The sequence below is a fragment of the Nostoc piscinale CENA21 genome (genome assembly GCF_001298445.1).
GTDB lineage: Bacteria > Cyanobacteriota > Cyanobacteriia > Cyanobacteriales > Nostocaceae > Nostoc_B > Nostoc_B piscinale_A.
The window spans coordinates 943,490-969,506 of the sequence record NZ_CP012036.1; the positions used below are offsets into that span (position 1 = coordinate 943,490).

General features: G+C 42.6%; 23 protein-coding genes and 1 pseudogene. 11 read left to right on the forward strand and 13 right to left on the reverse strand.

Translation table 11 applies throughout. The features are described from left to right. Positions 1–3 precede the first annotated feature (3 nt). Both ACX27_RS04305 and ACX27_RS04310 read right to left on the reverse strand, forming a co-directional pair. The gene (locus ACX27_RS04305; protein ID WP_062288907.1) at positions 4–5,034 is read right to left on the reverse strand and encodes a tape measure protein; all 5,031 of its coding nucleotides are present in this window, start codon (positions 5,032–5,034) and stop codon (positions 4–6) included. Continuing rightward, positions 4,955–7,264, reverse strand: a complete 2,310-nt coding sequence (locus tag ACX27_RS04310) for a coiled-coil domain-containing protein (protein ID WP_062288910.1) — start codon at positions 7,262–7,264, stop codon at positions 4,955–4,957. The genes ACX27_RS04305 and ACX27_RS04310 overlap by 80 nt, the downstream gene beginning before the upstream one ends. A gap of 44 nt (positions 7,265–7,308) precedes the next feature. Between ACX27_RS04310 and ACX27_RS04315 the strand changes: the two genes are divergently transcribed. Further along, entirely contained in the window at positions 7,309–7,539 is a 231-nt protein-coding gene (locus ACX27_RS04315; protein ID WP_062288913.1) for a hypothetical protein, read from the forward strand. Here the strand turns inward: ACX27_RS04315 and ACX27_RS04320 are convergent. From ACX27_RS04320 to ACX27_RS34820, 9 genes are all read right to left on the reverse strand, one after another. Further along, positions 7,520–7,993: a hypothetical protein gene (locus tag ACX27_RS04320; RefSeq protein WP_062288916.1), complete on the reverse strand. Its 474-nt coding sequence runs from the start codon at positions 7,991–7,993 to the stop codon at positions 7,520–7,522. The genes ACX27_RS04315 and ACX27_RS04320 overlap by 20 nt on opposite strands. Next, a complete protein-coding gene (locus tag ACX27_RS04325; protein ID WP_062288919.1) occupies positions 7,993–8,607 on the reverse strand; it encodes a hypothetical protein in 615 nt (204 codons plus the stop codon). Before ACX27_RS04325 ends, ACX27_RS04320 begins: the two co-directional genes overlap by 1 nt. Before the next feature lie 48 nt (positions 8,608–8,655). Beyond that, complete coding sequence (locus ACX27_RS04330) at positions 8,656–9,465, reverse strand: hypothetical protein (protein WP_062288922.1); 810 nt, start codon at positions 9,463–9,465, stop codon at positions 8,656–8,658. A gap of 73 nt (positions 9,466–9,538) precedes the next feature. Continuing rightward, positions 9,539–10,015: a hypothetical protein gene (locus ACX27_RS04335; RefSeq protein ID WP_062288925.1), complete on the reverse strand. Its 477-nt coding sequence runs from the start codon at positions 10,013–10,015 to the stop codon at positions 9,539–9,541. Between the two features lie 98 nt (positions 10,016–10,113). Then, a complete protein-coding gene (locus ACX27_RS04340; protein ID WP_062288929.1) occupies positions 10,114–10,419 on the reverse strand; it encodes a hypothetical protein in 306 nt (101 codons plus the stop codon). 89 nt (positions 10,420–10,508) lie between these two features. Continuing rightward, entirely contained in the window at positions 10,509–11,201 is a 693-nt protein-coding gene (locus ACX27_RS04345; RefSeq protein WP_062288931.1) for a hypothetical protein, read from the reverse strand. Next, positions 11,201–13,507: an anti-CBASS protein Acb1 family protein gene (locus ACX27_RS04350; RefSeq protein ID WP_083468664.1), complete on the reverse strand. Its 2,307-nt coding sequence runs from the start codon at positions 13,505–13,507 to the stop codon at positions 11,201–11,203. The genes ACX27_RS04345 and ACX27_RS04350 overlap by 1 nt, the downstream gene beginning before the upstream one ends. Before the next feature lie 5 nt (positions 13,508–13,512). Further along, the gene (locus ACX27_RS04355) at positions 13,513–15,354 is read right to left on the reverse strand and encodes a phage terminase large subunit family protein (protein ID WP_062288936.1); all 1,842 of its coding nucleotides are present in this window, start codon (positions 15,352–15,354) and stop codon (positions 13,513–13,515) included. Beyond that, complete coding sequence (locus tag ACX27_RS34820) at positions 15,287–15,898, reverse strand: terminase small subunit (RefSeq protein ID WP_083468666.1); 612 nt, start codon at positions 15,896–15,898, stop codon at positions 15,287–15,289. Before ACX27_RS34820 ends, ACX27_RS04355 begins: the two co-directional genes overlap by 68 nt. Positions 15,899–15,947: 49 nt before the next feature. On the opposite strand from ACX27_RS34820, the gene ACX27_RS04360 reads away from it, so the two are divergent. Continuing rightward, entirely contained in the window at positions 15,948–16,520 is a 573-nt protein-coding gene (locus ACX27_RS04360) for a hypothetical protein (protein WP_062288939.1), read from the forward strand. 95 nt (positions 16,521–16,615) lie between these two features. Here the strand turns inward: ACX27_RS04360 and ACX27_RS31515 are convergent, their stop codons facing one another. Continuing rightward, on the reverse strand, positions 16,616–16,849 hold the full coding sequence (locus ACX27_RS31515; protein WP_144427397.1) for a hypothetical protein: 234 nt from the start codon (positions 16,847–16,849) through the stop codon (positions 16,616–16,618). A gap of 160 nt (positions 16,850–17,009) precedes the next feature. Beyond that, complete coding sequence (locus ACX27_RS31520) at positions 17,010–17,192, reverse strand: hypothetical protein (protein WP_144427398.1); 183 nt, start codon at positions 17,190–17,192, stop codon at positions 17,010–17,012. Positions 17,193–17,239: 47 nt separating this feature from the next. Between ACX27_RS31520 and ACX27_RS31525 the strand changes: the two genes are divergently transcribed. The 9 genes and pseudogenes from ACX27_RS31525 (at position 17,240) to ACX27_RS04405 (ending at position 25,702) form a co-directional block, all read left to right on the forward strand. After that, a complete protein-coding gene (locus ACX27_RS31525; protein ID WP_062288941.1) occupies positions 17,240–18,061 on the forward strand; it encodes a Rha family transcriptional regulator in 822 nt (273 codons plus the stop codon). After that, positions 18,058–18,474 carry a hypothetical protein gene (locus ACX27_RS33320; protein WP_062288944.1) on the forward strand — a complete coding sequence of 139 codons (417 nt, stop codon included), beginning with the start codon at positions 18,058–18,060 and terminating at the stop codon, positions 18,472–18,474. The genes ACX27_RS31525 and ACX27_RS33320 overlap by 4 nt, the downstream gene beginning before the upstream one ends. Before the next feature lie 79 nt (positions 18,475–18,553). After that, positions 18,554–18,799 (forward strand): hypothetical protein, encoded by a 246-nt coding sequence (locus tag ACX27_RS04375; protein WP_144427399.1) that lies wholly within the window; start codon positions 18,554–18,556, stop codon positions 18,797–18,799. Between the two features lie 150 nt (positions 18,800–18,949). Further along, positions 18,950–19,573 (forward strand): annotated as a pseudogene (locus ACX27_RS04380) (ATP-binding protein); the annotation flags it as partial. A 262-nt stretch (positions 19,574–19,835) separates the two neighbouring features. After that, positions 19,836–21,386, forward strand: a complete 1,551-nt coding sequence (locus ACX27_RS04385) for a M16 family metallopeptidase (RefSeq protein WP_235526651.1) — start codon at positions 19,836–19,838, stop codon at positions 21,384–21,386. 53 nt (positions 21,387–21,439) lie between these two features. Next, entirely contained in the window at positions 21,440–22,990 is a 1,551-nt protein-coding gene (locus ACX27_RS04390; RefSeq protein ID WP_083468668.1) for a M16 family metallopeptidase, read from the forward strand. Between the two features lie 261 nt (positions 22,991–23,251). After that, positions 23,252–24,166: a YihY/virulence factor BrkB family protein gene (locus ACX27_RS04395; protein ID WP_062288950.1), complete on the forward strand. Its 915-nt coding sequence runs from the start codon at positions 23,252–23,254 to the stop codon at positions 24,164–24,166. Between the two features lie 142 nt (positions 24,167–24,308). Then, entirely contained in the window at positions 24,309–24,815 is a 507-nt protein-coding gene (locus ACX27_RS04400) for a DUF421 domain-containing protein (RefSeq protein WP_062288953.1), read from the forward strand. A gap of 23 nt (positions 24,816–24,838) precedes the next feature. Continuing rightward, positions 24,839–25,702, forward strand: coding sequence for a DUF6671 family protein (locus ACX27_RS04405; protein ID WP_062288956.1), 864 nt, complete (start codon positions 24,839–24,841; stop codon positions 25,700–25,702). The last annotated feature ends 315 nt before the right edge of the window (positions 25,703–26,017 follow it).

Below are 26,017 nucleotides of genomic sequence, written 5' to 3' on the forward strand. Positions count from 1 at the left end.
CACCTAACTTCTCTTTATTAGAACACCCAAATCATACAGTTCCTTCCTAGTCGCCTGCGTTGCAGCGTTAGCCGCATCCTTGGGGTTAGATGTGACTGGGAAGTAGTTATTAATTGGGGTGGCAATAGTCACGCTGTTGGGTGTTGATAGCTTTTGATTGACAAGCTTCACTAAGGAATCAACGGCTGTACCTAAGTTATTCGCAGTGTTGTCAAGTGCGGGGACAAGTTTTGGTAATTCCAGCGTAGGTAATGCGGGTAGTACTTGATTTTGTACTTGGGATGCGCGGTAGGCTTGCAGTGGAGTCAGTGCATCACCACGCCCTGCGCGGTTAAATTCGTCCAGTCTGGTCAATGATTCGCCACGCTCTGTTGTACCAGTGATTCTATATCTTGCACGTTCTGATAATTCTCTGAGTCGGCGGCGGCGATTCCTGGGATCTCTGATAGCGTTGGCCGCTTCAAATTCAGCACGGGTAACGTCTGCGGTTGATTGTGCGTCTTGGGTACGGCGACGCATTTGATTTACTTGGTCGTTTACAGTACGCTGTTGCGCTAAAAATCCGGCTTGCTGCTGCAAGCCTTCACCTTCTACTTGGGCTGCTACCACTTGCAACTGGGCCGCTTGTTTTTGCTCTGGGGTAGCGTTGGGGTCGGATGCAACCTTAGCTGCTTCAGCTTGCTTGGTCGCAATATCAGCACGGTTTTTGATTTGCGCGATCGCGTTTTCTATTTCCAGTCGTTTCTGGGCTGCTTCGTTTTGTTGAATTTGTAACTCCAAGGATTGCTTGTCAAGTTCGGCTTGTTGCCTTGCGGCTTGTAGCTTGATACTAGCTTGTGTTTCAGCTAGATTTTTCTTCTCACGTTCTGATTTGGCGGTTTCTTGGAGAATTTGGAACTCAGCATCAACGTAGCTACCCAAGGCAGAACGGAGCGATTTTTGTGCGTCTAAAAGTTGATTTTGTAGGGAAAGTGATTTTTCTAGGGCAGAATTAGCAAGTAGTTCTTTGTTGAATGACTGAGTAGCAATGGTGGCGCGGTTAGCGATCGCCTGAGTGGCGCGTTCTAGCTGTTTGCTAAGCGCGGCGTAAACCGCCTCCTGCTGAGACTTTTCATTTTGCAGTAGCTGTAATTGCAGGTCGCTGGTGCGGATACGGGAAGTGCGAATTTTGGTTTGGCGTTCTTCTTCGGCTACAGGGTCATCATATTTAGGAAATGATTGTAATTGTTGTTGCTTTTGGCGTTCTAATTCAAGTTCTTTTTCAATGCCTGTACGAGTAATTTTGAGAGTTTCAACTTGAATATCTTCTCTATTTAATACACGAGCATTGACTAATTTTTGCAATTCAATTTCGCGGTCTTTAGCGGCGAGGGTTGCTAAATCAGTCGCTTTTTGCTGTTGGCGCTCCAATAGTTGCAGTTGAGCGTCAAGAAAAGCTTTTCTAGCGTCAGTACGTTGCTGTAATATCTGTGCTTCCTTGGCTTGGATATCGCGCTGTGCGTCGATATCTGTTTTAGAAATGGTAGCGGAACGGGCTTTTAAGACCGTGAGTTGGTCATCTAAATATTTAGTCCTGATTTCGTATTGCTGCTGGTTGAATTGAGCTTCTGTAATTAATCCCTTGGATCGGGAAGCTTGAGCGATCGCCACCTCTTCATCTGCACGTTTTTGACTAAGGGCAATTCTTTGATCAAAGGCTGTTTTTTGCGCTTCTCTAATTTGTGCTTGGGCGGCGGATTCTTCTACCGCTAAAGCTTCTAATCCTTCCTTGTCAGATGCGTCTAACTTGGCACGACGCTGGGCAATATCTTGTAGCTGTTCTTCGCCTTTTTGTTGTTGAATATCAAGGCGTTCTTGTAGTAGTTTCTCTTCGGTTATCAAACCCGCTTTTTGCTGATTTTCGGCAATTGATTGGTATTCCTCAAAATCTTTAATGCGGCGATCGCGTATTTCTTTGATACGGTTAAAATCGGCATTAGCTAAATTAGCTTGAGATTGATTGAATTCTTTTTGGATAGAGATTAGCTCTTCATTTAGCTTGATTTCCTCTTTGGCATCTAATCCTTTTTTACCTGATTTTTGTAGGCGTTCCGATTCAGATAATAGATTCTTGATGTTAGCAATTCGGGCAGAATATACGTTAGATAAATTTATATTTTGCTGCTGTTCTGCTTGGTATTCTCTATCTCGGATCGCATCTTCACCAAGTAATCCCCTAGCCTTAATTTGAGCAACATTTTTAGTGTTTTCAGTGGCGTAAAGTTCAGCGGCAAGTTTGGTTTTCTTGAAAGCAACTTCTGATTCGGCTAGTTGTTTATTAAGCTTTGCTTGAGCTTCGGCCGTCTCTTCGGCTTGGACTTGGGCTTTGAGAAGTTGGTTGGTTAGTAGTTGAGCGGATTTAGAAGTAAGAACACCGCGACGCTCTTGATCTGCTAATCCTTGGGTAAGTTCATCAACCTGTTCTTTAGCTATAGGAACTTGCTTACTGAGTTGGGCGATCGCCTTATTGTATTTGCTATCTGTCATCGCATCAGCATCAATTTGCTGGACTTGCGCTTCACTTACACCAGTTAGGGCGGAGGCTAGGGCTTTAGCTCCATCTTCAGCTACCAGCATACCTACGGTTAGTGCAGCAAGGGAAGCAATTAATACAGGGTTGGCAGCTACTACAGCTAACATTGCTGAGGCGGCAGCAGGGAATGTTGCGGTGGCAAGTGTCCAGACTGCTGTACCAAGGGCGGTGATACTGGGGATTAGGGCGACTGTAACGGTGAGTGCGATCGCGGCAAGAGCGGCTTTAACCAGTTTGGCATTCTTCTGTGTCCAGTCCATTGATGCAGAAAGCCCATCAAATACTGTTACAACTGCGGGAGTGATGGCATCACCGATTTGGCGGTTGAAGTCTGTAAAAGAATTTTGTAAACGTTGCAGGGAGGCGGCCGCTGTTTTAGTTGCTTCGTTGACACCACCTGCGGTTTCTGTTTTAAGTTGATCTGCAAACTTAGATAAATCGTCTAATCCGACTTTGCCTTGTTCTAGTAGCTTGCTTAATTCTGCTGTGGTTACACCCATACCACGGGCGAAGATTTGAAATGCGCCAGGGAGTCGTTCACCAAGTTGTCCTCGCAATTCTTCAGCTTGGACACTCCCCTTAGAAATCATCTGCTGCACTGCTAAAAGTGCGCCTTCTGTTTGTTCAGAAGTCAGATTATAGACACGGGCGGACTGCGCGATCGCGGTGAAGATTTTTTCTGTTTTTCCACCTTCCAGGGCGGTACCACGGGCTGCTGCTGCGAGTCCTGTAAATCCTTTGATTGAGGATTCTAGAGGTAGAGATAGGCGTTCTACTTCTTTGCGAACAAAAGCTAAACTTTCTGCACCCTGCCCACCTGTAGCAAAGTTTAAAGATTTCTCTAGTTGCTCAAACCGCATTGAGGTTTGAAAAGCTTCCTGCCCGATTTGTGAAAGAAGTTGTTGAACAAATGAGATCGTTTGAAACGCTAAAAAACCTTTGACTAAATTAAATGTATTTTTCAGCAGCCCAGGCATTTTTAGATTCAAGTCTGCGAAGAATCCACCACCTGCGGGGGTTTGCCCCAGAAGCTTCAAAGACTCCTTGGTTTGACGGTTGAATTCATTAAGGCGCGTTAAATCTTCATTAGAAATAGTGTTTTGAGAAGCGATCGCACCTGCACCACTAGAAGTCCCTCGCAATCGGCTGGCTACTGGTTGCAATCTTTTCGCTGCTTGAATATTGGGGTCGAGTTCCGCAACTCTTAATCTATCCGCGTCAACTTGAGCGCCAAGTTGTTGCAACTGCCCTGAAAAACGTTGTAAGTCACCAGGGGTTAAAGCTGGGGTGCGTCCTTCTTTGGCTGCTTTGACTTTACCGATAATTTGCTGGATGCGTTTTTCGTTCTCGGCGATCTGTTTTTGTAAAAGCTGAGATTCCTTGAGAGAGGCTTTACCGATAGCGATTTGTGAATCTAGGTCTACCAGAATGGCTTGTGATTGCTGCCCTAATGCCTGTGCTTGCTTCCTTGCGCCGGATGTTCGGAAATCTTGAACCTCGCTACGTAGCTGGTTAAATACCTTACCTATGCTAAATGGTCGACGCTGTGGGCGTTGCTCAACAATATCAACGGGCGCAGTTTGGTCAATACCGTAGGAGCGGAGGCGATCGCGCTGTTTTAATTGTTGCTGTTGCTGATTGTAACGAGTACGTTGCTCAATTTCGGCGACCTGTTGATTCACCTTAGCCTCTAACTGCTTAAGCGCCTGTTGTGCTTGCCTGAATGACGCTTCGGAGCTTTTAATAGTTGCGGCATTAGCACGGGCAGCAGCCTTATCTTGTTGCTGTTGTGCGGTACGGGCGAGTGTTGCTAATCTTTCTAGGGCAGCATCAGCGTTAATAATTCCTTGAGATACTTGATGGTTAACTTGGTTAACTAATTGATTAATGTTTTGCGTTACATTCGCACCAGATGATTGTAGTTTTTTAATTCGCTCTTGTTGCTTATTTTGAGCAGTTTTAAAAGACAAATCAACCTGGGGTGTTGCGGGGAACGAAAATTGCAGATTTCCTACTGATTGAGAGCCGAAAGTATTTGCGTTAGCCCTAGTGTTTAAGGATTGAGCATCAAGGGTAGTCAGGCTTGATTGGGCGGCGATGCGCTGTTTGCCGAGTCTAGCGATCGCGGACTGCAATATATTACGAGTTTCTTTATCCAAGTCCTGGGCTAAGGCGGATGCGTAAACTTTTCTCGCCTCTGCAATACCATCCAAAACCTCTCTAAGTCCTTGAGAATTATTGGCAGTACGCGCTTGCTTGGTGCTGGCGCTAAAATATTTTGAAAGCTCTTGAATCTGTTGTCTTAGTTGTGATGGCGCAATTTGTAAAAGCTCTTTAGCATCCTGTTGGACTTGTGGATCTACCTTAGAAAAGATGGGGATTCTAAACGCTAAATCTTCTGGGTTGATTTGCTGTAAAAGTATTTGTCGTAAGTCTGCAACTTTTTTTATTGGAGTAACCACTAATGCCAGAGGAGCGAGCGATTGCTGTTAGTTGCTTTCCAGTTAATTGCTCTAATGCAGCTTTGTTCTCTTCGGTGAGATCCAGGAACAACTGTTCCTGAGATTTTTCTCTTGTGGTTTTGAGTTGTCGTTGTTTTTCAAAGAGCTTGGCTTTTAGGGAAGGCGTGGTAACACCAGTGACAAAATTATAAATTTCTTGGGCGTAGCGATCAGCAAAGGTATAAGCATCCGCCTCTGTCTTCCTGGCAACTTCCTTGCCGCGATCGCCTATCTTCCCTTTGCCTTGAGCCACCACGGCAGCGACAGACTCGTTGATCCTAGGTGACAATTTTGCCGCCTCTTGCTGTGATGGTTGAAGAAGATTTACCCCTGTTCCTTTAATATTCTTGCCAAACTCAAACTGAAGTGCATGTCTTAATTCATGGGCTACATTTTCTACCAACTGCTTATCAACAACACCTTTAGATATTTGTTCGTAGGCGGCTTTATCAAGTAAAACTTTGTTGCTAGTTTTATCGTAAGCTGCACCGCCTACAGGGACTCTTGCATCAGTCCCAAGAGAGGGGATATTAGATTCGCTGATTTTGACATTAGATAACTTAGCAACCTGCTCAACAATTTGGCGGTAAACATTAGGTAAGTCGCGGCGGCTTTCTTGGGCGAACGCATCAGGGAATATTACATCCCCTGTACCCTGTACTTTGCCTCCCTGCCTTCCACCCATCGCTTGACGAACCAATTTAACTTGGGCTGCGGTATAACCTTGCTCTATCTCTGACACCCTAGTCGCTTGTTTGGTACGGGTATCCTGTCTTAATACCTGCCTTCCTTTGACCTTGGCAACAGCAGAAGCAATATCTTTTTCGGCTTGTTGAATTTGTCCGATGATTTCGTTGCGTTGTTGAATTACTTGTTGTAATAATTGCTTTTGCTCTTCTTTGGAGGAAACAAAGTTAAGCTGAAAATTGTAGTCTGTAACTAAACTTTGTAGTTGCTGCTTGTAGTAAGCAATGTCTTTTCGCAGGTTTTGAATGTCTGAAATGTTCTCATTAACGCTATTATTTAGATTAGAAACTATTTGATCAAAACTTGAATTAGTTTTAGAAATTTGCTCTCTAATTGCTGCAATTTCAGATTGGTTTACACCTAGTAGTTCTAGCTGTTTGACTATAGGTGAAATAGGTGTACCAAGCTGGTTGATTTTAGTCTGAATATTTTTTCGCTGACTCACTATCGCGGTTAGGGACTGCGATGATTTAGCGTATTCAATTTCTAATTTGGCCAATTCTTGTACAGTTTGCGGCGCTGACTGTACTTGTTTGGCAACTTGCTTTCTTAAGGTATCGTCAATTTTTGTACCTTGAGATGCTAGTTTTTTGAGAATTAACTCTTGCTTTTGAGCTAATTCTTGGCGTTTTGACGCGATCGCGCTTTGTGCATTAGTAACCCGTTCTTGTGCAGATTGCTGTTGAGTCGCTAGTTGGGTATCTTGGGCGCGTAACTGCTTTACCTGCTGCTGACGCTGGGGAGTGGTAGCAACAAACTCTGCTAGTTGGGTTCCTAGTTCACGCCTTGCCAGATTTAAATTCGCCTGCTGTGATTGCTTTACTCTAGCTTTTTGTGATTGATTAGCAATCAAAGCATCAGCTTCTCCTACCGTGCTGCCGAGAAACTGCCTAAACTCAGACTGAGCCTGTTTAATGAATTCTTTGTCAAACAAGGATTTGGCTAACTTGCCGCCGATAGTGTTGCCAAGGCGCGGTGCTGCTGTGGTGATTAGTTTTTCGCCAAGTAAATCAAAACTCCCAATCACGGGTGCAACTTGCTTTTCTACACCCTTAGCTAACCCCTGTCCCAATTTAGCGGACATCTCCCGCCCAATACCTTCTAATGCTCCTGTAGCGATTCTTTGAAATGGGGATGCGATCGCGCCGACTATCCCGCTAAATGCAGACGGCTTGATTTTTTCAATCGACCTACTTACCTTGTCACCAATGTCTTCGCCCAAATTTGCGGTAACAGCACCGAAAGCTGTTTTTAAGCTGGCGCTTAATACACCAGAGTCTAAATCGGCTTTGACCTTAACAGGGCCAATACCAGTATTTATTTTTTGTAGTTTAATCGGGACTTCTATCGGACTGAATGACCCGGATAGCCCCTCGACCTTGCGACTAAATTCTTCAGAGTCCAGTTTAAGCTGTACATTAATTGCTACTTTTTTGTCAGCCATAACGGAACTCCTGGGAATAATAAATATAAACTTGGGTCGGAATAATGGCTATTAATAAAAAACCCAGCAAAATAGACTGGGCGATCGCGTCTGTGATTGGAGTTGTTTCTTTGGTTGGTTTGGTTTGGTGGCTATCTCAACCCAAGGTGGATGATTGCCATCATCGGGTGACAAGAGAAATACAGGAACGCAAATTAAACGCTGGAGACACAACAATTAAAGACCAACAAGAGATAGAAGCGATCGCGTCTGAAATTAGGTCGAAGTGCCGTTGACTGCCTCTAATTGCTTAATTCGGGCTTGCAGTTCCTCAACTGAAGGTTCAACTACCTTTGATTCAACAGTAATAATTCCTTCTGGATTGAGGTATTTATCAATAATTGCCAGTCCTTCTGTGTGTTCTGCGATCGCGCCTTCGTCACCCTTAGACTTGGCTTCCTCAAGTTTCTGCAAGCGGTAGCAACGAGCGCATTTAAGGATGATGTCGTTGATTTCTTCTGGCTCTACCGAGGGTTGCCATAGATAAAATTCTTCATCCCCATCGCCGCGATTAATAATCTCATCGGGGATGGTGGGGATGATGACTTTTTTAATGGTTTTGGCTGACTTGGAGAGTAAATCTACATCTCCTAAATCACGTAAACATTCAGTCAGCCCACGAAAGTAAATTTTACTTACGGGTTCAACTTTATAGCTTCTATTCCTAATATCAATAAACTGGTCGCTCATTAATTAAATCCCAAGTTCTTGTAATACTCTTGTTTATTCTGTTGCTTCCACTCATTAAATCTATCTTTGAGATACTCATTCATTCGCTCTTGTGGATCGCGGCGGCGCTCATTTAATTGGGAGATGAATCGAGATAGGAACTCACTATCAAACTGCCTCCACATCAATAAAGCACCTTCTATAGATTCGTCAATTGCCACCAAAGAAGCAAACAAATCAGCGTCGGGCAGTCCACTGCTTTTGATTGGAATATCACCGGGGGTTAGTGTTTCTCCTTCCTTTTTCCTCCTTGTACCTTCCTCTTTGAATGTGTGCAGTTCAATTAACTTACAAGGGCGCATTTCCTCGTTAATTACTTGAGCTAAAAACAAAGATTCAAACTCGGATTGTGTGAGCGATCGCGTATTAAAACCGAAATGTCCAGGCTTGTCTAGTCGAGGGAACAAAGAAGATAGGCGATCGCTGATTTGAAGGACTGATTCTGTTATTGAATGGGTAATATGCCATTGCTGGTGCAGATAATTGATCAACAGTTCAAAAGAGTAGAGGCGATCGCGCTTCACTGGCCCAACAATAGCGAAATCCCCTGGATATTTGACGAGGAGGCTACGCATGATAAGTTAAAAGTTTTTGCCTTTTACCTTTTTACTTTTGCCTTCTTTTTAAGCTGCATCAGCACACTGCCTTGCTTGTCCTAAATGTTTCACTTTTACAGGTAGACAACCAGTACCGTTATAGGTAATCCGCATAGTAATTTGAAGCTGTGATTCATTGAAATTAATTTCACCATCACTAGGATCTACAATTGCCTCTGGAAATTCAAAGGATACTATCTTTAAGTCGTTTTGAATCACAACCAACGTGGGCTTGAATCTATTAAATAGATTCTCAGTCATAATTACACCGTCTGTTAAGGTGTAGGGGATTTCATAAGATACGTATTTCCCGATTAAATCATCCGTAAATTTTAAAGCCCCATTCAGCCCGACAGCAAAAGTTAATTCATCAGCATTATCAAATGTGGCAAACGTTCCTTGAGTTAGGGGGACAGAAATATTATTTTCATCTAAGTAACTAGCGAACGCCCCTTCTGCGTCTGCAAGTATTCCAAACCCCTCTTTACCAGTTGCAGCAGCCGGGTAAGAGTTGCGATCAATTTGCACACCATTACGTCTGATTGCTGCGGCAATTCCAGTGTCAGCTTCCATCCGGTAGCCAAATTTCATCCCCAATGTTTCTGGCGTTTTCTTGGGGAATGTCATTTGAATTCTGGGGTTGCGCTGGCGCGGGTATAAATCCACTAATTGCATTTCTCCCAATGGGGTCACTCCCATTGTTTCTTCCATTTCAATCCCTTGATCAAAAGTGACTTCGCTGGGATTGGGAAGAACAATTGCTCTATTAGAATTTTCTAGGTCACAGATGAACACATCCGTGACCATTTTAGTTCCTGTATATAATTGATTTGGCATAGGGGTTTGTAAATTGAGCTACCCCATGATCGCACAGACAATAAAATCAGGTTTTTTAGAAAAAAAAATTGCCTTAATACTCGGCATCTAAGATACTATCAAACGCCTCAATCAACTCTTCTTGAATGATTAATTCCAATTCAATCAAATCATTGTCGTCAACAAATAATACGCCTTCTGGTGCAAACGGGCCTTTCTCCTGAAAGAGAACCTCAACAAACCCAGCGTAATATTGCTCGCTCCATACCCGTAAACCTGAATCATCAATTTTCACGTTTTGGGTGTAATCGTTAAACATCGCTGTGGTGTCAATCCCAAATAGCGAACCTTCACTGATGATTGTGCCGTTACGCTTGCGACGGCCAATGCTGCTGGGTGCGTAGGCTGTCTCCAGGGATGCTTTAATGTAGCGATCGCGGGTCTTGGTTCTGTAGTATTGATAGAATCTGCGGTAAATATCAAGGATGCCTAACTTGCGAACTTCCTTGAGCCTTAAAGCAAATTTTGATAAGTTTGTGGTATCAACGTAGGCGGGGTATTGTTCTGGCATATAATTTAATAATGGTTGTTACCTGTTGGTTTACACGCGCAGTTCCAGCTCAAAAAAACTGTCCCAAGACTTAAAGCATCAAAGTAAGAGCGATCGCCTCAACCAAACTTTTGTAAAATCATTTCGTAGTCAGCGTCTCTATCTTCTTCCTTTTCGTATACCCATTCAATGTTAATCCCCACAAAAGCAATAGTTGGCGCTCCTTGATTATCGGGGTAAGCATTAGCTCTTCCCTTGACGATCTGACAAGCCAAATCAATATTTACTGGGCTATTGTGTTGGGAATAGGAATTATATTTAGCATTTTCACAAGAACATTTAATAAACTTAGCCATGCGATCGCCATCTTTTGTAATGATTGCTTTGATTGTCTCGCTATTAATTTTATTTGAATTAACAATCAAAGTCTTTGCTCCTTGGGTTGTCTACATTTGGGTGGAACATCAAGAGTACCGTGCAAATAGAAGACAAGGAGACAGGTTTTATGGTGAAGTTAAGATGCTAATGCTTGGCTAGGATCTTCTAGGTATTCGATTCGGCATTTGCACCTGATTCTACAGCTACATCTTTGGGTGGGCAAAATTAGTTCTGAAATTGGTACAACACCAAGAGAGGAGATCGCGGGACAATCACTACAATGTTCTGCGACTCCAAGTATTCGTCTTGCATGGCTAAATCCTGCGCGTGTTGCTGCTACTTTCTCGCCTTGAAAATAAGACACCTTTGCAGCATCGGCATACATTGAAACCCGTGATTTGAATTGCGCCTCAGTCATCGTTCCTTGGGTTAAATCAATGGCGAAGTTCCGCAAGTATCCATACTGATTTTTAAGCTCTCTACCTATTTCTAAATAATCATTTTTTTGAATAGCTTTCTGTCCGCCAACACCTAATAAATATTGTTGGGTGTGGAGTATCTTTAGTGTTTCTGCTGTTTGTTGTTGCCAGGATTTGAGGTTGATTTTACCGTCTAGGAGTAATTGTCCTAGCGTGTTTAGATCGGTTTTTGCTAATTCAATGCGTGAAGATGTGAGGGTGTAAACCGCTTCTTTAGAAATAAATCTCCCGGTGAGCTTATTGCGATAGCGACGGGTTTGGGGTTCCCATTTGAAGTTGGGGTTATCGGTAGCAGCGTCAAGTGAAAGTAGGAGGCAAGAGGCAGGAGGCAGGAGGTTTTTATTTTGCATTATTCTGCACTCAAAATATTAACGTAAGCACTAGGCGCGATCGCCTTCCAATTAGTAACCGCCTCTTTTACGTCATCATCGCCAATGTCCGCGATCGCGCCAAATTCCTCTTCAGACAATATATAACCTGGAATAGTCACTAAATTAGCATCCACCCGCAGTCTTCTTAATTCTTCAACACTGCACTCACTAATACTACCGAGCATTTCTTCTGGCATCACTTCAAGGTAAATTTGACGTGCTTCCTCAATTGAATTAACACCAATCACATACTTTTCTTCATCAAATTCCCCGTCAATCATTTGCTCAATTACAAATAACTTAGGTGATTTTAAATTAGTGCCAACATAGCAATCAACCGCCATTTTGTCTGCGCCCCTGGTTTTTTGGAAATGCCCATAGCCTGCGGTTAGCATTTTGTTATGCCGCATCTCAAAAGGAAGATATTGCAAGCCAATTTTAAAACCTTGCCAGTCAATGATTTTTTTGACTGGGGTTGAGTCATCGGTCACTGGAGTTGCAAAACTGAAGTAGAGATTCGCCCAATAAGTGGGACTATAAGGGTTATCAGCATAGACACCGTTGTCTACATCGTCCTTTGAGAAATTCACCAACTGCACAAACCCGTTTTTGGTAGCGAGGACGTAGTAGCGATCGCCTACCTTATACGGCTTATTTGGCGCATACAGTTTACCCCTATAGCGCACCCTTCCACCTACTTTTTCAAGATTAGATAGTCTAACAGCATCCATCCTGTCTTCTGTTTCTTCCGGTTCCTCCACCTCTTTCGGTTGCTGGGTAGCGGATGGCGCTGACTCGCCACCTGAAACCAATAAACTGGACTCAACATTAATCTTGTCAGCTTCAGCATATATCTTGGTGATTTCTGCCTTTTCCTTGGGCGATTCAGTATATAAAGCGATCCAGTTCCACCCGTGGTTAGAGTCGTCCTCTGGCGTGTCATCTTCAGATAACAACAAAGCATTGAGCCTGTCAATGTTGTCGGTGAATTTATCCTGTTGCGCTTCTTCCACCAAATCATTAAGAAAGCGTTGTTCACCTGTGATTTTGCCACTAGCATCAAGCCCGGCGGCAAACTGTCCAAACAAGACAGAAGCAGTTACACCACTGGCGGCCACTAGTTCATCTTTTAAACACTCAGCCGCGTTGCTAACACCAGAGAGATTTCTATTGATAAATTCCATCTTCTCTTTTTCTTTGTCGGCGGCGTAGCCTTTATACAGGCTCATGCTGATTTGGTTTACCGAAAGCCTTTCAGATAGCTTTCTTTGGGACTCACGCCCACCTTGCCAAAGTTGGTCAAACAAACCGTCGATATAGTGAACAAAAACACTAAAGTTTGTTAATACACGGGAAATTGAGGCGTAGGCATTAAAAAATCTGTGCCAAACGTCAATAAAAGGTTCTAGAACTGATGCGCCGCGCCCATTGTTTCTACTACGCTCCCTAAAAGGCAATTCGTTACCAATGAACTCTAAAATCCTAGTCTTATGAATTTTATTACTAGTCTTATAATTATCGGGCAAGATAATTTTTGCGTCCGATAAAACACCAGTATATAAACAGTAATATTCCGGGTTCATTCGTTCGTAATTGCTAACCCCATCAGGATATATTTGGTAGCCATCAAGGACAATTAGTTGCTCAATTTTTGATAAATTATTGACTTCCAGTGGTTGACTATAATCTTCATCGTCATTCGCCACCAATAAAATATAGGCACTGCCATATAAATTTGCCCAGTTCTGAGCTTGCTTAAATTTCTTCCTGACACATAACTCTTTGTGTCTTTTCTCCATCCATTGAATCAGATTTATTTTTGATTCAAGTAACTCTAAATCATCCGAATATTTCACTAGATCAGAAGAATATTTTTTGACTCGTTCTTGTATTGATTCTGCTGTTTCTCCGTCAAAGGTCATTTGCCCCCACTTGCGGCACATCAGGCGAGGCATGATTTCTACAACACGGCGACAAGCCCATGACGAAATGTAGCAGGCTTCTAGTGCTTCACGGGAGTAAAAGCCATTAAGGTTACGTACCCTATTGTGTTCGTTTGGGTCGCGCCCTGTACCAATTCCGAGGAAGACATTTTCTAATGGAGAGGCATCTAGCCGTTCAATTTCTGACATTTGAGTGCTGAGTGCTGAGTGCTGAGTATTTAGCACTTTACAGAGATTATAGGCGATCGCCGCCCTTGCGTGCCGTAGGTATCGCACCTCTCTCGTTGCCAATATCCACGACATGCCTAGCCAACCCATACTAGGAACAATTGTTCCTGGCATCCTGATTATTGATCAGCCATCGCTGACCACAAATCAAACCCGCTTTGCTTCTGCCCATGTAGCAGATGCAAGTAAAATGCTACCTCACAAAACATTGCTGCATAGTACAAATCATCTACATGATTCTTGGGACGTTTCCATTTTCCACTGCTGGGGTCAAAACTAGGTGCGGTTAAGTGGATCAGGGGCGATCGCTCTGTAGGTTTGCCGATCCACTGTTCCCATTCATTGGGTAGGTGGTATTTGCCCAGCAAAAACCCATGCAAGACTGTTTTTAAAAACTTTTCGTTTCGCAGTTTCCAGCATTTATGCTCATTTCCACCTTCTCGCACCACGCCTTCCTTTACTGCATCTAGCAACGATGATTGCTGATCGCCCATCTCTAGGCAAGTAATTGAACAAAGTTCGGCGGCGGCGGTAATATCTGGTTCGTTGTCGATAATGCCGTAGTCAACATTGTCAAGTAAATCGGGGATTTCGCCTTTCATTACATCACCACCGAATAATATATGGCGACGGGATTGATCGATTACTTGGGCAGTGGGAAGAGATCGCCAATTAACAGGGAGATGATAAGCGCATTTCCATAGCCAATATTCAGATCGCCCTTGGTCAATACCTACTAAAGTAAATTCTGGTTTACCTGGAGGTGGAGGTAAGGCGATCGCACCCTTCAAAATTTCCAATGTTACACCTGTGGAACTAGTTTCACTTGGTTCACCCAATCCCTGCTGTTGCCAGTCATCGGTATTAAGAACAGATAACCCCTCATTGATCATCTCTTGGGCTAGATTTGTTTGCCGGATTCGCAGCAGGGGCGAGAGAATTATCCCAACCTTGAGGCGTTTGTAGGGGACACCTTGGGGAAGTGAATCCAAGAAATCGCGTAAGTCAACACCAGTCTTGAGGCAACGAAACCAAGCTTGTTTTCTAGTTTCGTCAGAAATGCGATCGCCACAGCTAGGACATCCAAAAAAGGCTTCATTGTTTTCACGAAACCAGTCCAATGGCCTGCCACTGGGAGATAAATATTTTTTGTTCAGTGACTTAAGCAAGCACCCTTTGGGGTGTAAAGGCAACTCTTCTCCACAGCTAGGACATCGGTAATGGGGGTAAAAATGGTAGTCGGCATTAACTATCTCTGCCTCAATCCCATTCCCCGCCCCTGGCGTACCAAGTTCACGAATGGGACGTGAAGGTAATCGCCCCGCATCAAGTCTGCGGTTAAGTGGATCTCCTGCACCTGGGGGATATTGCGATCGCTCTTCTTTAAATAAGATGTCACGGGATACGCCAGCAGCAACACCGCCTACAGCTGCTTTTCCGTCGTCCGCGTCTCGCATCTTAGAAGTGGAAACATGGATAAATTGAGCAGTAGCTCCTTTGACTTGGAAAATGGTATTATTTTGCGTACCCTCTCCCAATTTGGTCTTTATCCCTCTGATTTTGAGCCACGCTTTAATTACAGGACGAAAGTTTGTCGGGACTTGAATATCAAGAGAGCGTTCTAAATCATAAGACCAAATTGTACTCAATCCACCTTCTGTAATGCAGTAACAGACTAAAAGCGTGTGAATTAGGGTTTTACCCACCTGGGCTGCACCAGAAGTTAGAGTCTCAGCAACGCGAAAATCACCAATCAATTCTATATATTCCCTGTGCCAAGGAAGTAAGGTAAGACGATCACCTCTCTCATTTACTCCCCACTTTTCTACTGCTGCGACAAAAGACTTGCCGCCCTGTTGATAGCATTCTTCTATAAATTTACTTTTAACAACGTTAGTCTTCGTCGATTGGCTGTCGCTCAGTAAGCGATCGCAAGCCTTCTTCAATCCCGGAAACGCCATCAACAATTACCCTTGCCTGTTCTTCTGTTAGCAACCCTTGGGAAAGTAAGTGGGTGACTGCGCCCATAGTTGTCATTTCCTTGGGATACATACGCAAACGCTTCATTAATTTTTCTAGAGCCGAAAGCTTATCGTGCAGCTTTACTTCTACAGTACAAATCTTCCCATCTTCTGTGTATCTCTCAGTAAATTTAATTGATTGAAGTGCAGCTTTACCGCGATCGCTTAAAGTATTACTAGGCTTTACAGTAATTGACCGAGAATCAAAATCTGCTACATCAGTAATATTAGCAAAAGCTATTTTGGCAATTTCTGAAATTACGGAAACTTCCGATAAATTGAGAATTTCGCCAAGATACGCCCTAATCTTAGGATTCCTTATAAGTGCAGACGATCCAGACGCTGCGGCTGCTTCTGATTTTGCGGTGTATCCAGCACGAAGGTAAGCTTTAGTAGCATTTAAATCTTTGGCATATTCATGACAAAATCTAAGTTGTAAATCAGTTAATTCGTGGGAATTTTTTTGTTGTTTTAGCCATGCGATAGTTAAGCGATCGCGCTATAGTTTTGTAAATTCTATTATTAATTCAATCATGGGCATCCGCGATGATGTTATTGCTTATCTTAGTGAGCATGAATGTACTGCGCCTTTTGTGAGAAAAAGATTATTGCTTCGGGTACGCACTGCCACGGTGGAAGCTTTAAACCCTACAGGATTATATCTTGACTTGTTCGACCCCACCCTATATACAGTAGACGACACAACAGATTATATATATTTACGACTATTCCCTGACTACGACCAAGAAAACGACAATATTGGGGATGGGGGATTGCGTAACACCTTTAGCTCCCCAGCCGTATATGCCCCTAGCACAGTGCGGAGAGGATTTAGGGCAACTATCACAGATAGGCGCAAAATCATCCTTGATATCATCCGGCAGTTGGCAGAAATTTCAAAATCAAGCAGCTATACAACTTTTGCGCCCATCAAGGTGATTGATTTTTGTCTACCAGAGGTCGGGACGGTCAGTTTTGGCGGGGAATTAGGATCAGTACGGTGGGGAGAAATTCGGATTGATAATCTGCCTGGATTGACTGGAAGGGGGTATTTGAGGGCTGACTGGAATTTTACTTTTAAGCAGGCAAGCTTGGGGTTGATTTAACTGAACTCTGCGGAAGTCCTTACCCTCAGCGTAAGCGGGTTTGGGTAGTTCACCTGAATCTGGAACGATCACGAATACTTCCAACCGGAGATTCTTTATGCACTATTGCGTTGGGGACTGGAGTTTTGAATTTTCGGAGGCGATTTTAAGGTGATCATCCTAGCGCATAGTATAAAATCAAACATATAACAAAATAAATTGAGAGGCGATCGCGCTTGCTCTCTGAAAAATCTCACTTCCCGCAACAAGCGGACTAAGTAGGAGATTTCACAGTCTAAAAAGTAGGTTTCATCCGCCAAAACCCGCAGGCGATCGTCTGAAATGAACATAAATGTAGTACAAACTTATTCCTAAACCTAACCTAGCAAATCAAAATATTTTTGCGTAGGATTACTGAAAGTTTTAATATTGAGGGTAATATCAAGGTGGTATACTGTCCGTGTACGTAATTCCTTGATGCCACTGCCGTTGTCGGGGTGGTTCTTTTTTTTATTGGTGGGATTGGAGATAGAAGGCGATCGCTTCCCGTACTTTGTCGCCGAAAGTCTCGCTACACTGGCACATCGCCTCAAGCTTTTTAACTTGTTCAGGATCGAGGCGGATTGACTTGATTACCAAAGGGCGATCGCCTAATTGCACAAACAACCTGTTTTTCTCGTCTCGTTTTTTCACTTCATTAGACCGTTGACTTTCGCGTATTACATGAATAATAATAAGATATGCCCAGCGATGCAGTCAACATCCTGGGCGCGGTTAACACTAGTTTGGGCAGTGTCAACATGAATAGTTTATCAGTTACGGAAATACAAGGATCTCTTGTTATCGATTCAAGGCTAGTTGCAACGGAATTGGGGGTAAATCATTCTGACTGGTTTCGTAATGTCATCAAGAAATATCAAGCTCAAGTAGAGCAAGCGTTTGGAATTCTCCGTTTTGAAAACGGAAAACCCGAAACAGGTTCAAAAGGTGGTCGCCCAGAAGTTTTTGCTTGGCTCACTGAAGAGCAATCTACTTTTTACATGACCCTTTCTCGGAATACAGATCAAGTTGTCCAATGCAAGTCTGGACTTGTGGCTGCGTTCACGGAAGCTAAGAAACGTGTTCAACAACCGTCGCCTAACCTGACTCCTATTCAAATACTTGCCGCGATCGCGCAACAAATGGCTGAACAAGAACGCCAGCAGCTAGAAACGCAGCGTCAACTAGATTTAGTAAAATCTGATGTTGCCACTATTAAGCAAATTCAATCAGATGCAGAATTGGCACTCAAAGAACTTCCGCCAGCTACTAAACCAGTCCCAGTCAAAACCACTAGATCGAGCCTTAATAAGTTAATCCGCGAGTACTGCCACAAAACATCAATTAGACATAATGACGCGTGGCGAGAACTGTACAGGGAATTTAGATACAGGTTTCATATTGATTTAGGCATTCGTGCGGCCAATGGTAGATCCGCGCCTTTAGATGTGGCTGAGTCGTTAGATGTAATTGATGATTTGTACGCACTTGCTTGTGAAATGTTTAAAGGCGGTGAAAGATGAAAAGATTCACAAGCTTGGTACTCGTAGGCGCGATCTCTATCTCTTGTCTCTCCCCTCGCCCATCTCAGGCTAATCCCGCAGTATTAGCACCAGCCGCTTTTTGTGCCGGGACTGCGGGCGTGGGATGCGTTTTGATTGGTGTAGCTACCGTGGGTGGAATTGGTTATTACTTCTGGAGTCACAGAAAGGGGAAGAAAACTTATGCAATCCAGTCCACCCAGGATGGGCAAGTTTTTGCAACTTGGGATACCGAAAAAGAGAACAGACACACTGTTTACGGGGATGAAAGCACTTGTCAAAAAATGGGTAAAAACCGTGGTTTTGGTCGTCTAATAAAAGTTATTCCTGAATCAAGAGGGCAAGTAACTTGCGTTTTTCAAGGCAAACAAACTAATTTTGGGGGAGGTGACTAAAGTGCAAATAAACAAAGCAGAGAAAATTGGTGGCATAAAAATATTCCAAATAAACGCACCCAATACACCGTCTTTCCGGATGCACACAGAATGGCAGTGGATGTGCGACATGGAACAATTAGCTTTTGACATGGAGCATGAATTAGCGCAAAACTTCACACAAGGACATCATGGAGAACCTAACCATAGATGGGATCTTGTGGGACATGAAATATACAAATCACCTGATGGTCAATACGATGCTGTAGCACTTCTTTACTATAAGCCTGCGAATCCTGATTATCTAGTGCGATACTCTCAGGAACAATTGTTCCTGACGCGATAATCTAATTAAGCAGTTTGAATAAAGGCAGGTAGTCTAGCCGTAATCGCAACTACCACGATCAATAACCGCGCAAAGTCGCGGTTTTTTGTTGTCTAAAACTTTAGCATCACCTTATGAACTAGCGCGATCGCTTTATTAGATATTGTATATTTGACGCTTGATGAACTCACAGAGTTTAAACGGGATGTTTTAGAATTTTTGCGTCAGCCTTTAGAAGATGGTTATGTGACAATTTCCCGCACAAAACAATCTGTTGTTTTCCCCGCACAATTTACTTTAGTGGCAAGTACTAATCCTTGTCCTTGCGGTTACTATGGCGATACTATTCAACAGTGTACCTGCTCACCCAGACAACGAGAACAATATTGGGCGAAACTTTCTGGGCCGTTGATGGATAGAATAGATTTGCAAGTGGCAGTGAATCGCCTCAAACCAGAGGAAATTACTCAACAACCCACAGGAGAATCATCAAAGTCTGTCAGAGAAAGAGTACAACAAGCACGCGATCGCAGTATTCACCGTTTTCAAACCGAAACAAGTCTGCGGTGTAATGCTCAAATGCAAAGCCGACATCTGCAACAATGGTGTAAGTTAGATGATGCCAGTCGTTCTTTATTAGAAGCTGCCATCAATAAATTAGGCTTGTCAGCGAGGGCAAGCGATCGCATTCTCAAAGTTGCCCGCACCATCGCAGATTTAGCCGGAGATGATGATTTACAATCTCATCATGTCGCCGAAGCCATTCAGTATCGCACCATCGATAGAATGCTGTAACCATCAGTGCAGAATTACAGCTATCTACAGGCAGATTAAAACTAAAGCATGAGCATACAGCATTTGGGGGATGAATCTACTCACTTGCCTATTAATAATATGTGAATAAAAATCCAAGTTGAATGCTGATTAGCTGAGTCGAACTGCTACTACCAAAATAGCGAAATATATGCTGTTAGCTAAACTGAAACGCCTGATTCATAGTTCAGTTTGGGCAATTATTGTATCTGTCAGATTGCGTCGGCTGTTGGCAATCTTGATCATGCTAACAATTCTCTCCTGGAGATTAGTGCCAGAAGTTACTTTAGCAAAAACTCAGACAGCATCTCCTCCACAACAACTACTGCAAATAAGCACAACTCAAACTCCATCAGTTTCCAGTTCTATACAGCCTTATTTAGATCGAGCGATTAAACGAGTTACAAAGTTTAGTCTTGATAATGGACTCAAATTTATTGTTTTTGAGCGACATCAAGCGCCAGTAGCTTTTTTCGTTACTTATGCAGATGTGGGTGCGGTGGATGAGCCAGATGGGAAAACTGGTATGGCTCACTTTTTGGAACATTTGGCATTTAAAGGTACAACGCGCATTGGTACAAAAGACTATCAAGCAGAGAAACCGTTACTAGACCGCTTGGAACAGTTAAATGCTCAAATTAAAACCGCAAAAGCCGATGGTAAACAAGATGAGGTTGCAAGGTTGCAAGCAGAGTTTGAGCAAGTAGAATCACAAGCAGCCAAACTGGTTAAGGAAAATGAGTTCTTTCAAATTGTCAGCCAAACAGGAGGAGATTTAAATGCTGCTACTTATTTAGATAAAACAGTTTATTTTTACAGCCTTCCTGCTAATAAGCTCGAACTGTGGATGTCACTTGAGTCAGAGCGTTTTCTAGAACCAGAATTTCGCCGTGAGTTTTATCAAGAGAGAGATGTGATTTTAGAAGAGCGACGTTTGCGGGTGGAAAACTCACCTACTGGACTGATGACAGAGAAGTTTTTAGAGACAGCTTTTACAGTCCATCCCTACAGACGGCCAGGAATTGGTTATGAAGAAGATATTCGCAATTTAACACCAAAAGATGTACAGCAGTTTTTTGAGACATACTATATACCAAGCAATTTAACCATCGCCATTGTCGGAGATGTCAACCCGGCTGAGGTTCAAAAACTGGCAAAAATTTACTTTGAGCGTTATCTAGCCAAACCAAAACCAAATTCCCAAATTCCGGTGGAACCACCGCAGACACAAATACGGGAAGTGACTTTACGGCTACAATCTCAACCATTATATGTCGAAGGTTATCACCGTCCGGCGCTGAGTCATCCAGATGATCCGGTTTATGACATTATTAGCGGTTTATTATGTTGTGGAAGTACGTCACGGTTGTATAAGTCTTTGGTAGAACAGCAACAGTTAGCCCTAGATGTTGCTGCTAACCCTAGTGTACCAGACGATAAATACCCGAATTTGATAATTTTCTCAACGACTACAACTTCTGGTCATACTCTAGATGAGTTGGCAGCAGCTTTGCACCAAGAAATAGAGAAATTGAAGACTGAGCCTGTTTCAGCAACTGAGTTACAACGTGTGCAAACTCAAATCAAAGCGGCTGTATTAGGTAATCTCAATTCCAATATGGGAATGGCCAGAGTATTGTCGGAATATGAAGCAAAAACTGGTTCTTGGCGGAATTCGTTTAAGTATTTGGATCAAATTGCCGCAGTAACTCCTGCTGATATTCAGCGAGTGGCAAAGGCAACATTTTCACCCGAAAATCGCACTATTGGCAAGCTGTTACCGCAACAGAGGTGAGACACGCCAGGTTTGTTGCAGGCTAATACAAAAGATGCAAAGGAACTAAAGATATGCACAGGTACAAGGTGAACACTAGAAAGCAGAAGGGAAATCACCAAAGTTCTGAGCAGAACAAACAGCAGTTGAGACTTGGTTCAAAGTTCAAAATTCTCAAAAGCAAGAGGTTTTTTTATGCTTTGAGTCTAGCTGTTGCTTTTTTAATTGGCACTTTTGACTTGACTATAGCAGAGACATCAACGGCAAAGCATTATACTGAGTTGCAATTTGCTCCACTACCTGAAATCAAGCTACCCAAGTACGAGCGGTTTAGATTACAAAATGGCATGGTTGTCTATTTGGCGGAGGATCACGAACTACCGTCGGTGAATGGTGCAGCATTGGTGCGTACAGGCGCTCGCTGGGAACCAGCCGATAAAGTTGGTTTAGCTGATGTTGTGGGAACAGTAATGCGAACTGGAGGGACTAAAAAGCATTCCCCGGATGAACTCAATGAGATGTTAGAACAACGAGCCGCATCTGTAGAAACTAGTATTGGCGATACTACAGGTAGTGCCAGTTTTGAAGCACTGAGCGAGAATATCGAAATGGTGTTTGGGTTGTTTGCTGAGGTGTTGCGAGAACCTGTATTTGCTCAGGAAAAGCTAGACATGGCTAAGAATCAGTTCAAAGATAGTATTGCGCGTCGTAACGATGATCCTGATAGTATTGCCGATCGCGAATTTCTGAAATTAATCTATGGCAAAGATAGTCCATATTCGCGTACCGCAGAGTACGCAACGGTAAATCGCATTACTCGTGAAGACTTGCTGAACTTTTACCAGCAATATTTTTATCCTAATAATATAATTTTGGGAATTACGGGGGACTTTGAAACTAGTAAGATGCGATCGCTGATCCAAGCTAAGTTAGGCGATTGGCAGGCTAAACCCAACATTACTAAACCTCAATTACCCCAAGTATCGCCAGCAAATACAGGTGGTGTCTTTTTTGTCAGTCAGCCGCAATTAACTCAGAGTATTGTACGTATGGGACACTTAGACGGACAAATAGAGAGTCCTGACTATGGGGCGCTGAGTGTGATGAATCAGGTGTTAAATGGTTTGGGTGGACGTTTATTTAATGAATTGCGATCGCGTCAAGGGTTAGCTTACGATGTAGAAGCTTCTTGGAATCCAAACTACGATTATCCCGGAGTTTTCGTTGCTAATGGTAAAACCCGCTCTGAAGCGACTGTACAGTTCATCAAAGCTTTACAGATTGAAATCAAGCGTATCCAAGAGCAAAGAGTAACACCAGCAGAACTAGCTTTAGCTAAAGAATCTACACTTAACTCCTTTGTCTTCGGTTTTCAATACCCTGCCCAGACCTTATCACGGTTGATGATATACGAATATTACGGTTATCCGCGTGATTTTTTGTTCCGCGCTCAAAAAGCCGTAGCAGCAACTACAGCAGCTGATGTGCAACGAGTAGCACAGCAATATCTCAAACCAAATAATATGGTGACTCTGGTAGTGGGAAATCAAACTGCAATTCAACCACCTTTGACGCAGTTGGCTACACAGGTAACACCCATAGATATAACGATTCCTGGTTCATAATATCGTGTCCGGTGAAAAGAGTCAGGGGAGCAGGGAGCAAGGGGGGTGGGAGGAGTGGGAGGATGGTGAAGAAATCTTTCCCCCCTCTATCCCCACACTCCCCCCAGCCGCTACCCATACGTGAGAAATTCGGGTATCCATCTCAAAATCCTTCCTCTGGGAAGCTGCACAAACCCCTTTAGGAAGATGTCGCAATTTCGCCAATCATTATCAAATATATCAAGGGAGAAAGCGATATCCTCCAATAAGGAGACTAAGTAAATGAATTTTTCAGCAATTGTGCAGCTGTTTCAAGAAACTTTTCAGGAATGGAGTGAAGATAAAGCTTCGCGGTTAGCCGCAGCCTTAGCTTATTACACAATTTTTTCCATCGCACCGTTGCTAATTATTGTAATTGCGATCGCTGGTGCAGTTTTTGGTGAAGATGCCGCCAGAGGTGAAATTGTCCGGCAAATTCAAGGCTTAGTCGGGCCAGATGGAGCCGAGTTTATCGAGATTGCCATCAGAAATGCTAGTCAACCAAAAACAGGTGCGATCGCATCAGTTATTAGTATTTTAATCTTACTTTTAGGTGCTACAGGTTTATTTACAGAATTACAAGATGCTCTCAATACAATTTGGGAAGTAAAACCTAAACCAGGACGTGGCGTGAAAAATGTTGTGCGTCAGCGTGCTTTATCTTTTGCCATGATTTTAGGCATTGGGTTTTTACTCCTCGTCACCCTCATAATTAGTACAGCTTTAACAGCAATCGTCGGTTATTTTAGCAATTTACTTCCTGGTGTAGATGTTATTTGGCAATTCGTTAACTTTATACTGTCTTTTGTGATCACAACACTACTATTTGGGTTAATTTTCAAGGTTTTGCCTGATGTCAAAATTACTTGGAATGATGTTTTAATCGGTGCGGTGATTACATCTTTATTATTTTCTTTAGGTAGATATTTATTAGGGCAATATCTCGGTAATAGTAGTTTTGGCTCAACTTATGGTGCGGCTGGTTCTTTAGTAGTCATTCTCGCTTGGGTTTATTATGCTGCCCAAATTCTCTTTTTTGGTGCAGAATTTACGCAAGTTTATGCTAGAAGATACGGCAGTGGGATTCGCCCCACACGCAATGCCATCCCCATGAATCATAATGGTCAGTCTAAGCGAATAAACAGCGATCGCAAATAAATTAAGTAGAGCGACGTAAATATTTGTAGTTGGCAAAAGGCAAGAGGCAGAAGGGAAGAAGGTTTTATGATAATTAACCTTGCTTAATATAATTTTGTTTTTCTACCAACTTACTTATCTTCACAAAAGCAAAGACATAAATATGGATAAATGGTTATATATTGACTGGCAAGAAATTTTTGTTCCTAGTATTAGTATTTTAGAATTATTTATTCGGGGGTCTCTGGTTTATTTAGCGTTATTTGCTGTTTTACGCTTTCTTCCTAGTCGGCAAATGGGAACTCTAGGCATCACCGATTTATTAGTAGTGGTCTTATTTGCCGAAGCAGCCCAAAATGCAATGGCAAGTCACTACACTTCAATTACCGAGGGTGGCATTTTAGTAGGTACAGTAATTTTTTGGAGTTACTTCCTTAACTGGTTGGGTTATAAATTGCCGAAGTTCCAGAAGTTTCTAAATCCTCCACCTCTGCTGTTGGTGAAAAATGGACAAATGATTTACCGACATTTAGAAAAAGCCCTGATTACAGAAGATGAGCTGATGAGTAAATTACGTCAGCAAGGTGTAGAATTTTTAACTGAGGTGAAGTTTGCTTATATGGAATCTGATGGTGGTATTAGTATTATCACATCAGCCACTAACGATTAACAGCATCGGAGATAATCACAGCAATGCAAATTCAGCAATTATTTAGTAACCGAGTGGGTGTAATTGCGACAATGCACCACAAAGAAAAAGTAATTGCTCCCTTATTAGAACAAGAATTAAATCTTAAAACTATTGTGCCATCTAATTTCAATACTGATGATTTTGGCACATTTACTAGAGAAATCAAACGCCCTGGAACTCAAATTGCGGCGGCTAAGTTAAAAGCGAAAACAGCTTTAAAATTAACAGGTGAAACTTTAGCGATCGCCAGTGAAGGTAGTTTTGTCCCTCATCCAATGGTACCTTATATTTATTCTAACCGCGAAATCGTGCTTTTGTTAGATAAAGAAAACGAAATTGAAATTATTGGTGAAGAATTTTCTATAGAAACTAACTTTAATCATCAAACAATTGCAAATCTCCAAGAAGCAGAACATTTTGCTCAAAAAATTGGTTTTCCTGAACATGGTCTGGTTGTCTCTTGGGAAGATAAGGATAATAATTGCCGCGAAATAGTTAAGGGTATTATTACAGCAGCGAAACTCAAAGAAACCATCACAATTGCCTTGAATAATTCTGTTAATAGTCAGGTGAATTTAGAAACAGATATGCGGGCGCTGTATAACCCAACCCGGATGAATAATATTGAAAAAGCCACATTAAATTTACTAACCAAAATTAAAAGCTTATGTCCCCAATGTTCTGCACCCGGTTTTGCAATCACTGAAAAAATCGCCGGGCTTCCATGTGAAATGTGTTCTCTGCCCACTAGTTTGACACTTTCTGTAATTTATCAATGTCAAAAATGTGGGTTTAAACAAGAAAAATCATTTCCTCATGGTAAAGAATTTGCTGACCCAGCCCAATGTATGTACTGTAATCCTTAATAATCTAGAGAGTAGGAAAAAATATGATTTATTAACTCTGTAACCTCTAACCTCTACCTATCACCTCTATAAAAAAATCTCTCGTTACCAAATAGCAACGAGAAGATTCAAAGTTGTAGTTCGTCAGGTGATCGGAATAGTATCTTATTTAGTACTTATTTTCGGTATATTTATTCCTCCATTAGATAGAGAAATAATCTAGCTGATTGCTGATGTATGTATATACTGACACTACTAAAAATTTCATACTTTTGGATTAAATAAGCCCCAGTGCTATAAAACAGCAAAAGGGCAGACGGTATGGTGTGAGGAGCA